Origin of the sequence: Rubrivirga halophila, from assembly GCF_046845755.1 — a bacterium.
In the GTDB taxonomy this organism is placed as follows: domain Bacteria; phylum Bacteroidota; class Rhodothermia; order Rhodothermales; family Rubricoccaceae; genus Rubrivirga.
Window position 1 is genome coordinate 2,500,264 of record NZ_CP177357.1, and the last position, 11,815, is coordinate 2,512,078.

Annotated in this window: 8 protein-coding genes and 1 tRNA gene; 2 read left to right on the plus strand and 7 right to left on the minus strand. The window is 71.6% G+C overall.

Annotated features, from left to right (window positions below):
- The first annotated feature begins 31 nt into the window (after positions 1-31).
- Both ACLIRP_RS11140 and ACLIRP_RS11145 read left to right on the plus strand, forming a co-directional pair.
- A tRNA-Glu gene (locus ACLIRP_RS11140) sits at positions 32-107 on the plus strand.
- 113 nt (positions 108-220) lie between these two features.
- The gene (locus ACLIRP_RS11145; protein ID WP_412060523.1) at positions 221-697 is read left to right on the plus strand and encodes a hypothetical protein; all 477 of its coding nucleotides are present in this window, start codon (positions 221-223) and stop codon (positions 695-697) included.
- Between the two features lie 46 nt (positions 698-743).
- On the opposite strand, the gene ACLIRP_RS11150 is transcribed toward ACLIRP_RS11145, so the two are convergent.
- The 7 genes from ACLIRP_RS11150 to tig all read right to left on the minus strand — a co-directional run bounded on the left by ACLIRP_RS11150 (position 744) and on the right by tig (position 11,677).
- A complete protein-coding gene (locus ACLIRP_RS11150) occupies positions 744-2,378 on the minus strand; it encodes a sodium:solute symporter (RefSeq protein WP_412060524.1) in 1,635 nt (544 codons plus the stop codon).
- A 246-nt stretch (positions 2,379-2,624) separates the two neighbouring features.
- Positions 2,625-5,078, minus strand: a complete 2,454-nt coding sequence (locus tag ACLIRP_RS11155) for a TonB-dependent receptor domain-containing protein (RefSeq protein ID WP_412060525.1) — start codon at positions 5,076-5,078, stop codon at positions 2,625-2,627.
- Positions 5,075-6,505, minus strand: coding sequence for an HTTM domain-containing protein (locus ACLIRP_RS11160; RefSeq protein WP_412060526.1), 1,431 nt, complete (start codon positions 6,503-6,505; stop codon positions 5,075-5,077). Before ACLIRP_RS11160 ends, ACLIRP_RS11155 begins: the two co-directional genes overlap by 4 nt.
- Position 6,506: 1 nt before the next feature.
- Positions 6,507-7,607 (minus strand): imelysin family protein, encoded by a 1,101-nt coding sequence (locus ACLIRP_RS11165; RefSeq protein WP_412060527.1) that lies wholly within the window; start codon positions 7,605-7,607, stop codon positions 6,507-6,509.
- Between the two features lie 92 nt (positions 7,608-7,699).
- Complete coding sequence (locus ACLIRP_RS11170; protein WP_412060528.1) at positions 7,700-9,124, minus strand: DUF4856 domain-containing protein; 1,425 nt, start codon at positions 9,122-9,124, stop codon at positions 7,700-7,702.
- Between the two features lie 223 nt (positions 9,125-9,347).
- Complete coding sequence (gene clpP / locus ACLIRP_RS11175) at positions 9,348-10,070, minus strand: ATP-dependent Clp endopeptidase proteolytic subunit ClpP (protein ID WP_412060529.1); 723 nt, start codon at positions 10,068-10,070, stop codon at positions 9,348-9,350.
- Positions 10,071-10,267: 197 nt separating this feature from the next.
- The gene (tig, locus tag ACLIRP_RS11180; protein WP_412060530.1) at positions 10,268-11,677 is read right to left on the minus strand and encodes a trigger factor; all 1,410 of its coding nucleotides are present in this window, start codon (positions 11,675-11,677) and stop codon (positions 10,268-10,270) included.
- Positions 11,678-11,815 lie beyond the last annotated feature (138 nt).

Genomic DNA, 11,815 nt, shown 5'->3' on the forward strand with positions numbered 1-11,815 from the left:
GACTCCTGCCCGGCACGATGCCGGCGGCCCTGCCGCGTTCGTCTAGGGGTCTAGGACGCTGCCCTCTCACGGCGGTAACACGGGTTCAAATCCCGTACGCGGTACCACGCCCCGATCCGTCTCGCACGGGTCGGGGCGTTTTTCGTAAGGCCCTCCCCAACGTCGGGTTGCAGGGGGACGCTCCCGCGTGTAGGCTCCCCCATCGCGCACGCGCTCACGTATGCCGATCGTCACCGCGATCATCGCCCTCCTCGTCTCCGTCGCGAGCTTCGTGTTCGCGGTCCTGGTGTTCGTGGACAACCGGCGGCTGGAGCGCGAGAAGCACCGGACGGCCGCCCTCTCGTCGACCCACACGGCGACGCTGCTGCTCGACGAGGCCGTCGAGCTCGTCCGCCGCGTCGACGCCTTCCTGGAAGCCTCCGGGCTGGCGCTCGACGACGACGACGCCAAGGCCTACGACGACTACCGCCGCCGCGTGATCGCCGACCACACGGCGACCGCCAAGGCCATGACGGACGTGGCGTATGGCAACCTCGCCGTCATCGAGTGCCGCGAGCTGGCGGCGCGGTCCACGCTCGTCGTCCACCGGACCGTCGCCGGACGGCGCGGGCTCCTGGACCTGCTCTCAGGCTTGCGCCAGGACCTGGGCCCCGGCGGCGACGGCGTGGCGGCCGACGTCCCGCGCCGGTCGCTGTAAGCGCCTGGACCGGGAAGGCTTGCGGCTCCCTGCGCAGGGTGTGGGCCTAGGAGAAGATGAGCCAGATGGCGGCGACACACGCGACGAGCACGCCCGAGAGAACGAGGTCGGTCCGGCGCCAGCCGGCGTCGGTCGCCACGTCCGCCTCGGCGGTCGCGAAGGTGAGCCCGGCGGTCTTCTCGGCGGGCGGCGGCGCCGTCGCCAAAGAGACGGAGATCAGCACGATCGTGCAGGCGGCGAAGATGGCGATCGCGATGTGCAAGAAGTTGACCTCGGCGAGCAGGGCCCAGACGGTGCCGTCGGCGAGCCCGTCGCCCCCCGGCCCGTTCAGGACTTCCAAGAACAGCCGGCCGAGGCCGAGCGCGAGCCCGGTGAGCAGCGACGCGAGGGCGCCGACGGCGTTCGCGCGCGGCCACAGCAGGCCGAACAGGAAGACGGCCGCGATCGGCGGCGAGATGTAGGCCTGGACGGACTGGATGTAGACGTAGAGCCCGCCCTCGGCGGCCTCCACGAACGGGATCCACGCCAGCCCGAGCACGGTCAGCGCGACCGTCGAGAGCCGCCCGACCCAGACGAGCTGGCGCTCGCTCGCGGCGGGCCGGAGCCGCTTGTACACGTCCCACGTGATGAGCGTCGACGACGAGTTGAAGACGCTCGACAGCGACGACATCAGCGCCGCCAGCAGGCCCGCGACCACGAGCCCGCGCATGCCGACGGGGAGCAAAACCGCGACGAGCGCTGGCAGGGCCTCGTTCGCATTCCCCAGCTCCATCTTGCCCTGCGCCACGAGGGCCGCTGCCAGCATGCCCGGGAGCACGAAGATGAACAGGGGCAGCAGCTTCAGGAAACCGGCCAGGATGGTGCCCCGCCGCGCGTCGTCGATCGACTTGGCCGACAGCGTCCGCTGGACGATAAACTGGTCGGTGCACCAGTACCAGATGCCCAGGATCGGGGCGCCGAACAGGATGCCGGTCCACGGGAAGTCGGGGTCGCTGGCGGGCTTCCACATGTCGAGAAAGCCGGGGCCGACCTCGACGACCATCGCGTCCCACCCGCCGACGGCCGCCAGCCCGGCGAACGTGACGGCCGCCGCGCCGCCGATGAGGACGAACGTCTGCAACATGTCCGTGTACAGGACCGCCCGCAGGCCGCCGAACACGGTGTAGGCGCCGGTCGCGAAGACGACGACGAGCGCGCCGGTCCAGAACGGGACGCCGATCGCCGAGAACACGACGGCCCCGGCAAAGATGGTGACGGAGATTTTGGTCAGCACGTACGCCAGGATGCTGACGGTCGCGAGGTACCACCGCGCGCCGGAGCTGTAGCGGCGCTCCAGGAACTCGGGCATGGTGAACACGCCGCTCTTGAGGTAGAACGGGACGAACACCCAGCCCAGCAGGAGCAGCATCAGCGACGCGAGCACCTCGAACTGCCCCGGCGCGACGCCGCTCGTGGCGCCCGAGCCCGCCAGCCCGACCAGGTGCTCGCTGCCGATGTTGCTCGCGAACAGGCTCGCGCCGATGACGAACCAGCCGACGTTGCGGCCCGCCAAGAAGTAGTCCTCGGAGTCCTCATTTCCGCGCCGCCGCTCGCGGATGGTGGCCACGATGGCCACGCCGAACACGACGGCAAAGTAGACGGCGATGACGGTCCAGTCGAGAAAGCCGAGCGGCGTGTCCATGCGGGCGGGAGCGGGTGTGGCCGGAGTCTAGCGCCAGCGGCTCGCGCGTGCGAAACCGCTTTCACCCTGCCTCGGACCCCACGTTGGGCTCCCCGATCCGCCCGCAACCCAACCCTCTACGCGAGGGGTCTCGGCTCGGCGCTCACGCCCGTCCTGCCGTCGGTCGAGGGCTCCACCGTCCTGCTGAGATCCCTCACGCAGGGTTCGGGCTGACGGTGCTGGAGCGGTTGGCGCGTCGCCAATCAGTTAGAGATCGACGGTGGCCGTGAGGTACAGGCTCCGCCCCTCCGACGGGATGATCCCCGGCCCTGGGTAGCCCGTCGCGCGGCGCGTGAAGTAGCGGGCGTCGAGGAGGTTGTTCGCCCCGGCCTCGATGCGGACCCGCCCCAGCGTGTAGGCCGCCGAGAGGTCGGCGACGGTGTAGGCCGGGATCTCGCCTTCGATGGCCGACGGCACGCGGACCGCGTTGGTCGCGTCCGAAAAGTGCCGGCCGACGTGGCCGACCTGAGCGGCCACCTCGACCGGCCCCACCCCCACCGTCAGCCCGGCCTTGAGGTTGACTTCGGGGACCAGCTCGACGGCGTTGCCGCCCACCCCCGGCGCGCCCTCGGCGTACGATGCCGCCAGCAGGGCGACGTTCGAGAAGACCGAGACGCGCGTGTCGGCGTCGGCGTCGACGAGCGCCTTGTAGAGGTCGACCTCAGCGAACGACTCGACACCGCTGATCCGGGCGTCGGCGACGTTCGTGCGGAACCGGAAGGTCCGGTCGACGAGCCCGTTGAAGACCGGGTTGGGCTCGGTCCGGAGGACGGTCCCGATGCGGTCGTCGTACTTGAGGTGGAAGAGCGTGACGTCGTAGTTCAGCGTCCGGCCGACGGCGCCGCGCACGCCGAGGTCGGCGTTGTAGCCCCGCTCGTCGGCGAGGTCGGGGTCGACCTCGAGGTCGCCGACCTGGACGCGGAGGTCGTTGAACGTGATGGCCCGGTAGTTCTGGGACACGTTCCCGTACACCTCCCAGCCGTCGCCGCGGACGCTGGCGCCGAGCCCGAAGAACACGAACGACCGCGCGCTCGACCGGCTCTCATCGAAGCGCTCGTCGGACAGGACGTTGCCGGCGAGGTCGCGGCGGGTCTGGCGGTAGGTCCCGTCGGCGCCGGTCCAGATGTGCTCGAAGCGGACGCCCGGCGTCAGGCTGACGCGCTCGGTCAGGTTCACGACGTGCTCGGCGAAGAGCGACGCGTTGCGGCTGGGGAGGTCGAAGTCCGAGCCCTCGAGGTCGTCGGGCGAGGTGTAGGCGAAGTCTGCCGCGTCGCCGGCCGTCCCCTCGCCCTGGCGGCGGTGCGTGAATCCCTGGTAGTAGCGCGCGCCCACGAGCAGGACCGCCGGGCCCGCCAGGAGGGGGTAGCGGTGGATGAGCCGCGTCTCGTTGCCCCAGTTGCGGAAGTCGTCCTTCAACAGGTCGCGCGGCCCGCCGCCGTCGACCCGGTCGATCCGGCCCAAGTTGCCGACGGCGTCGCGGCCGGCGACGAGCCCGAAAAAGCGCGTGTTCAGCGTCGTCGCGGGCGACACCTCGTAGTCGGCCCGGAGCGCGAGCAGGTTCCAGACCACGCGGAACCAGTTCCGCTCGCGGTTTGACTGGCGGGGGTCGGCGGCGAACTGGGCGTCGGTCAGCCCGCCCGGCTGCTGGGAGAGGTACTGCATGTGCGTGACCTCGGGCCGGACCGAGAGCCGCGCCGTCGGCTCGATCCGGACGGCCCCGAAGGCCGTGTGCTGGTCGAGGCTCGAGTTCGGCCGCCAGCCGCCGGACGCCTTCCCCTGGTAGAACCCGTAGTAGCGCGTCCCCGCCGCCCGGCTTCCGAGGTCGCCGCCCGCGCTGAGGAACGTCGTCCGCAGCCCGTACGACCCGACCGACTGGCTGGCGCGCGCCGCGAACGGGTCGCCCTCGGGGCCGTCGCGGAACACGAAGTTGAGGAGCCCGCCGAACTGGGTCCCGTATTGGAGCGACGCCGCCCCGCGGACCACCTCGATCCGCTCGACGGCCTGGGTCGGCGGCGCGTAGTAGCTCTCGGGGTAGCCGAGCGCGTCGGCGGCGATGTCGTAGCCGTTCTGGCGCGTGTTGAAGTTGGCGTTCCGGTTGGGGCTCAGGCCCCGTCCGCCGAGCCCGAGCTGGACGCCGGCCCCGTCGCTCTCCCAGATGTTGAGCCCGGCGACGCGGCCGTAGACCTGCCGGCTGTTGTTGGTGGCGAGGTTGGCCGTGAGCGCGTCGATCACGACGACCTCGTTCTTTTTGGCCTCGTAGATGGCGACGCCCTCGAGGTCGACCGGGCGGAGCCGCGCGAGCCCGAGCGCGGCGTCGGCGTCGTCGCTCACGACGACCTCGCCGAGGGCGACCTCGTCGGCCTCCATGACCAGGTCGAGGCGGGCGTCGGCGTCGAGCGCGAGGCGCCGCGTGGCGGGGCGGTAGCCCACGAACGCGGCCGTGACGACGTACCCGCCGGGCGTGAGCCCATCGAGCACGTACCCGCCGTCGACGTCGGCGACGGCCGCGGCCACGAGCGCCGTCGTGTCGGCGAGCGGCCGGGCGACGACCGTCGCGCCGGGGAGCGGGCCGCCGCCGCCGGAGACGGTCCCCGAGAGCGTCACGGTCTGGGCCGCCGCGGGGGCCGCGAGCGCGAGGAGCAGGGCGAGGAGTCGGGTCATCGGGAGCGGCCCACCCAGCGGGCGCCGTCGTCGCGGAAGGGCAGGATCCAGTCTTTGGGCCCGAGCCCCGGGTCGATCTCGGTGAGGTCCACCGTGGGGTCGACGAGGAGCTGGCTACGGCGGCCGTTGAGCGTCACGCGCGACCGGACCCGAACCTCGACATCGGCGATCCCCTCCGACCGGTAATGCTCCTCCAAGAAGTGGGCGAACTGGAGGAGCATGTCGGGCTGCGTCGCCATCATCTTCTCCTGGTTCGGCGTCAGGTGCTCGTAGCCGGCCGCCTCCCACGCCCGCCCCGTCGCGGGGTCGCGGACCTCGAACGTGGCGTGGCCGGCCTTCTCGATCAGCATCACGCGCCACGAGAACCGGTACCCCTCCTCGGTCCAGAGCAGCGGCCCGGGGTAGGCCAGGAACCGGAGCGGGAGCACCAGCTGGACCGCGAAGTGGACGGCGAACACGGCCGCCAGCACCGCCCCGACGCGGCGCGACGGCCGGTAGTGCGCGGTCGTTTGCCTGAACGCCGCCCTCCCCCTCCCCAGCCACCTCCGAACCTGAGAAACCGCCCGCTCGTGCGTCTCGGCCGGGAAGAACACGAGCGTCGCCAGGATCATGATGTACGGGAACATCCCGATCGGGAAGAGCAGCGCCGTGGTCAGGTGGAAGCCGACGACGGCGGCGTAGGCGAGCGCCCGCGTCCGCCCCCAGAGCAGGAGGAAGGGGACGGTCAGGTCGTAGAGCGCGCCGCCCCAGCTGAACAGGACCGCCGTCGCGGGCTCGGCGAGGAGCGGCCCGACGAGCGGGAGGTGCGCGTGGGCCGGGAGCCACAGCCGGAGCGGCATCGCGTCGAGCAGCCACTCAGGGTGGAGCTTGGCCAGCCCGGCGAACACGTACACGATCCCGAGCTGGAGCCGGACCACGTCGACCGCCCACCGGGGGACGGTCGCAACCGCGAGCCCCGGGTCCCGGCGGACGTCGAGCGAGAGCGCGCGGTGCGCGGGGAGCAGCACCAGCAGCCCCGCCGCCACGCTCACGAAGTAGTAGTGGTTGAGGTAGTTCGCCTTGTCGATCAGCTCGACGTAGGTGAACACCCCGAAGAAGACGGCCGCCGACCACCGGTACCGCCAGCCGAGCATCACGCCGAGCGCGGCCAGCCCCATCACGGCGAACGCCGCGTGCATTCCGGCCTCGCCAAGCGGCCGGACCCATCCGAACCCGTAGAACGCGAAGTGGAAGCCGGGCTGGACGTAGAGCTGGTCGATCCACCCGTTCGACGCGAACCGGACCACGCTGACCACCATCACCGCCCCGAACAGGATTCGGAACGTGGCGAGCGGGGCAATCGGGACCGGCGCCGCCAGCCACCGACGGAGCCCGCCCGCCTCGGAGCCGGGGCGGGGCCGGTCGGACGCGGCGGCCGGGCCGGCCACCCTAGTCGCCGTCGTTGTCCTGGAACGTGATGCTCACGCCCAGCACCGACGCCATGTCGGCCTTGAGCAGGACGACCACGTCCTGCATCTCTTGGAAGGCCGCGAGCACGGGGGCGTTGTCCGTCCGGATCTGGTCGTCGAGCGGGTCGCGGAGCGCCTCGAGCGCGGCGATGGCCTGGTCGAACTCGGCCACGATCTCGTCGGCGAGGCCCCCGGCGTCGACGGCGCGGAGGTTGTCGTCGAGGCCCGTCCCGGCTGCGCCCGAGAGCGCGTCGCCCAGGAAGAGCCGCTTCAGGGCCCGGAGGTTGGCGACCGCCAGCTCGGCCGAGTACCCGCCGTGCACCGCCTCGACCGACGTCGGCCGGGGGACGCCCGCGCTCCGGACGCCGGCCGGGATCCCGATCGACCCGTCGCGCAGGAACCGCTCGTAGTGGAGCACCATGCCGTTGACGACCATCCCGAGCGCGCTGCCCACGTCCGTCCCGGCGTTCGCAGGGCCCAGGAACGTGCCCCGGTAGCCGTCCCATCCGTGGGCCACGGTGCCGACGGCGTCCGCGACAAAGGCGGCGTTGTCGCGGAGGTAGGCCCCGCGGTTCGCGTCCGCGAAGGCGGCGACGACCTCGGCCTCGGTCCCGTCGTAGAGGAGGTAGGCCATCGCCGGGAAGCCCGCAGCGGCCTGGTTGCCGAGGGTCCCCAGCGTGTAGCCCCCGGACGCCACGTTCGCCTCGACCTTGCCGGTGTCAGTGGGGTACGTGTTGAGCGCGGCGCGGAGGGCGACGTCCTCGGCCGGGCCGAACCCGAACAGGCTCGCGTCCTGCCACGCGAGGCGGGCCGCCCGGAGTGCGGCGCGGACCTCGACGAGACTCGCCTCGGTCGGAGCCGCGGCGAAGGCGTCGGCCTCGGCCTGGAGGGCGAGGGACGCCGCCAGGAGCGCGTCGTACGCGGGGACGATCGCGGCGTCGGCCCACTGGGTCAGCATCGCCGAGCGCTCGAACTCGGTACCGGGCGTCGGCGGCGGGTCGCCGGGGCCCCCGCTATCGCACGCGGCGAGGACGACGACCAGGCCGGCGACGAGGAGGGCGGGGCGGGCGAACGGGCGCATAGGACGGGAGAGTGGAGACGGGGCGCGGGGCGAGACGGTCCAACGCCGCCCAACCCCGCACTCGGGCGCGCCGGGGGCGAAGCCCGCGCGAACTACAGCTGGTCCTGGACCGGGGCGAGCTCGGGGTAGGCCGCGACGATCGTCGCCTTCGCCCGGTTGAGGCCCGCGGGCGTGACCTCCCAGAAGTTGCCGTCGGCCCCGAAATCGACCGTCAGGATCGTGCCGATGGCGCCCAGCGAGAGGGCCCGGCGGGGCGTGTACCGGACGGCGTTCACGAAGGCCCACGCCTCAGAGAGCGTGTGGAAGGCCTCGCCGGCCTTGCCGTCGTTGAGGTGGCCGAGCGTGTCGTTGATGTAGTGGACGGCGGTCGCGGCGGCGGTCAGCTCGTGGAGCGTGTAGAGCGCGGCGGCCTGGGCGTCGATCTCCGTCCGGTCGTTGTTGACGACGGCGGCGCGCCCGGCGATGTACGCGTCCATGATCCGGCCGTTGAGCCGGAGCTCCGCGTCCGACACGTTCGAGTACTTCGACCAGAACGCCAGCTCCCCGCTCCGCTCCGACGGCCAGTCGGAGGCGAAGTCGATGGGGGCGCCGAAGTAGCCGAACGCCTCGTCCCAGTGGTGCTCCATCGCCGTGTACGGCGTGCCGTCGACGAGGGCCGTGTTCTCGACCGCCGCGCCGATCCGGGCGTCGGTGAGGTACGTGTTGTAGACCTGGTTCTGGAAGACGGCCCCCATGAGGCCCTTCTCGATGAGCTGCGTGAACTCGCGGCCCTTCGCGTCGACCAGGATCGTGCTGCCACTGTTCTCGCGGACGATCCGGCCGGCGGTGCCGTTTGCGGCCGTCGCGCCCGAGCGGCTCGCGGCGGCGGCGCCAGCGAAGAGGTCCTCGAAGAGGCGGTCGTCGAGGTCGGGCTGGAACGTCTTGTCGCGGAGCTGCTTCGTGGACGTGAACGAGAAGGCGCCGCCACCATTCCCGCCGGCGTTCGAGAACATGTCGAGCAGGGTCTGCTCGGAGAGCTCGGCACCGGCGTCGCCGGTGCTGAGGTAGCGCTTCATCGCCGCGAGCTGGTCGAGCCGCTCAGTCTGGCCGCCGTACGAGACCGTCGAGGCCCCGTCGCGCGTGAACGCGTACGTCGCGGGCGCCTCGATGAGCCGGCCGACCGTGACCGTCCCGGTCGCCGTCGCCGTGGCGCCGTCGGCGTCGGTGATCGTAAAGAGGAGGACGTACGCCGTGCCGACGGTCGCCTCAGCCGGGACCTCGAACGTGTAGACGACCTCGTCCGCACCGGCGGGGACCGCGACGGGCTCGGCGGCGGCGCCGTCGACGGAGACGGTCAGCGACCGGACGCCGGCCTCCGAGTCGAGCGAGAGGGTGAGGTCGACGGCCGTGCCGCGGCCGGCCTCGGCCTGGAGCTGGCCGCCGACGGCCGGGGGGCCGAACGGGTCGGTGCTGTCGCAGGCGCCGAGGCCGAAGACGAGGAGCAGGGCCGCGAGCGGCGAGAGGCGGGGCAGAGTCATCGTGGAGGAGCGGGTGGGATCGAGACCGTCGGGTCCGCTTGTCTGGACGGAGTCTAAGGTAGCGGCCTTATCTGGATCCGATCTACGCAAGCCCGTCCTCCACCCTCTTTCCACAATTCCCGCCCCGCCGCCGGCGCAGGCGCCACGTCCCCGCGCCCTGTGGAAAACAAGAAGGCGGGCCGACCGGAGCCGGCCCGCCTCGGCGGGGGGGCGTAGGGGCGCGCTACTCGGCGTCGCCGGACTCCGTGGGGTCCTCGTCGGGGACGCCCTCGGCCTTCTTGCCCAGCACCGTGTCGATGATCCCGTAGGCCTTGGCCTCGTCGGGGCTCATGAACTTGTCCCGGTCGGTGTCCTTCTCGACCTGGTCGACCGTCTGCCCGGTGTGGCTGGCGATCACCTCGTTCATCCGCTTCTTGATGTACAAGATTTCCTCGGCCTGGATCTGGATGTCCGAGGCCTGCCCCTGGGCGCCCGAGGACGGCTGGTGGATCATGATGCGGCTGTTGGGGAGCGCGGCGCGCTTGCCGGCCGCCCCGCCGAGCAGGAAGACCGAGCCCATCGACGCCGCCAGCCCGACGCAGATCGTCGCCACGTCGGGCTTGACGAACTGCATGGTGTCGTAGACGGCCATCCCGGAGTAGACCGCGCCGCCGGGGCTGTTGACGTACAGGTTGATGTCCTTCTCCGGGTCGTCGGCCGCGAGGAACAGGAGCTGCGCCACGGCCAGGTTCGCCGTCGTGTCGTTGACGGGCGTGCCGAACAGGACGATGCGGTCCTTGAGGAGCCGGCTAAAGATGTCGAACGAGCGCTCGCCACGCGCGGTCTGCTCGATCACCATCGGGACGAGCGCGTTGATGGGGGCCACCTGCTGGGGGCCCGAGTAGATGTCGTCGGGGAGCGTGGTGAGGCTCCGGGAGAACGAGACGAAGTCGCGGATCTGGCTCATGCGGGGGCGCGGGGCGCGCGGTCGGTGTCGCTGGGAATGTCGGGGCGTGGCACCCGAGCGGGCGGGCGCGGTTCCGCCCGATGGCCCGGAGCCCAGCCCGGGTCGGACACGGGCCCGCCCGCAGGCCGCGCGAAACGAACCGCGCCCTCCCCCGGGGTGAAGGGGGAGGGCGCGGGCCGCAAGCGGGGCGGGGCGGACTACTCCTCCTCGTCGGAGGGCTCGGCCTCGGTCTCCTCGTCGGCCGTGGCCGGCGTCAGCTCGACGGGCGCGTTGGCCTGCGCCTCGGCGATCTCGGCGCGCCGCGCTTCGGCCTCGGCGCGGATCTCGTCGGCCGATTTCTCGACGACCGTGAACCGGCCTTCGAGCGCGCCGAAGATGCGCTGGTTCAACATCTGGTCGCCCATCTGCTCGAGCATCTGGGGCTGCGACGTGAAGTACTGCTTGACGAGCTCGGCGTCGGCGCCGTCGCCGGCCAGCTTCTGGAACTCGGCCTCGAAGTCCTCGGTCGAGACCTCGAGCCCCTCCTCCTCGATGAGCTGGTCCTTGATGAGGAGCCAGCGGACCTGGTCCTCGGCCTGCTGGCGGTTCTCGGTGCGCCAGGCCTCGTGGTCGAACGTCGGCGGGATGGCGCCCTCGTGGCGCTTGCGGACGTCCTCGAACATGGTGTCGAGCGCGGCGTCGACGAGCGTGGCCGGGACGGGGACCGTGTCGCGGTGGCCGAGCACGAACTCCTCGACCATCTTCTGCTCGAGCGCCTGCTTGGCGCGGGCGTCCCACGACTTGGCGAGCTCCTCGCGGATCTGCGTCTTGAGGTCGTCGAGGTCCTCCGACTCGCCGGTCTGCGACTTGATAAAGTCGGCGTCCATCTCGGGCACGACGCGCTGGAGCACGTCGACGACGGTCAGCCGGTAGCGGTCGATCTCGCCCTCGTCGTCGGGGCGGGGCAGCTCGACGGTCGTCTCGTCGCCGATCTGGGTGCCGGTCAGCGCCTCGACCATCTCGGGGCGCAGGTCGGGGTTGCCCATCACGATGCGGGCGGCGTTCTGCTTGGGCCCGGTGGGCTCGCCGTCGGCGTCGATGGGCTGGATGTCGACCATCACGACGTGGCTCGTGTCGGCGGTCGTGCCCTCGTCGGTGTCCTCCTCGGTCGCGGCGAGGTCGCGGCGGCGCTGAATGTCGGCGTCGACGTCCTCGTCGGTAAAGGCGCGGACGACGCGCGTGACGGGCACGCCGGACAGGTCCGCGAGCGCGATCGTCGGGCGGATGCCGAACTCGACGACGGCCTTGAGCTCGGCCTCGGGGTCCTCGACGTCGAAGTCGAGCTCCGTCAGGCGCGGCTGGCCGAGCGGCTCGATGTCCTCGTTCTCCACGACGGCCGTCCGGTAGGCCTCGCCGATGACCTGCTCGGCGACCTCGATGGAGACCTGGGGGCCGACCATCTTGCGCACGACGCCCATGGGCACCTTGCCGGGACGGAACCCCTTGAGGTTCATCTGGGCGCGCTGCTTTTTGAGGGCGGCGTCGATCTGGGGCTGGAGGTCCTCGGCGGGGACGGTCACGTCGAGGACGTAGTCAACCTCGTTGAGGGCTCGGACGTCGGTCTGCATCGGGGCGAATCGGGCGTGGGGAAGCGGAAAGCTAGCCGGGGCCGCTCGCGCGATCGGTGAGGGTGTGGAGGATTGGGGGTGGAGGGATGGCCCGGTTGGGGGTTCGGTTTTGGGATTGGGGGCCTCTCTCTGCTCATG

What these genes read in the sequence shown, in the direction of transcription:
- ACLIRP_RS11145 (WP_412060523.1), top strand. Translation starts at nt 221, where the DNA reads ATGCCGATCGTCACCGCGATCATCGCCCTCCTCGTCTCCGTCGCGAGC.
- ACLIRP_RS11150 (WP_412060524.1), bottom strand. Translation starts at nt 2,378, where the DNA reads ATGGACACGCCGCTCGGCTTTCTCGACTGGACCGTCATCGCCGTCTAC.
- ACLIRP_RS11155 (WP_412060525.1), bottom strand. Translation starts at nt 5,078, where the DNA reads ATGACCCGACTCCTCGCCCTGCTCCTCGCGCTCGCGGCCCCCGCGGCG.
- ACLIRP_RS11165 (WP_412060527.1), bottom strand. Translation starts at nt 7,607, where the DNA reads ATGCGCCCGTTCGCCCGCCCCGCCCTCCTCGTCGCCGGCCTGGTCGTC.
- ACLIRP_RS11170 (WP_412060528.1), bottom strand. Translation starts at nt 9,124, where the DNA reads ATGACTCTGCCCCGCCTCTCGCCGCTCGCGGCCCTGCTCCTCGTCTTC.
- clpP (WP_412060529.1), bottom strand. Translation starts at nt 10,070, where the DNA reads ATGAGCCAGATCCGCGACTTCGTCTCGTTCTCCCGGAGCCTCACCACG.
- tig (WP_412060530.1), bottom strand. Translation starts at nt 11,677, where the DNA reads ATGCAGACCGACGTCCGAGCCCTCAACGAGGTTGACTACGTCCTCGAC.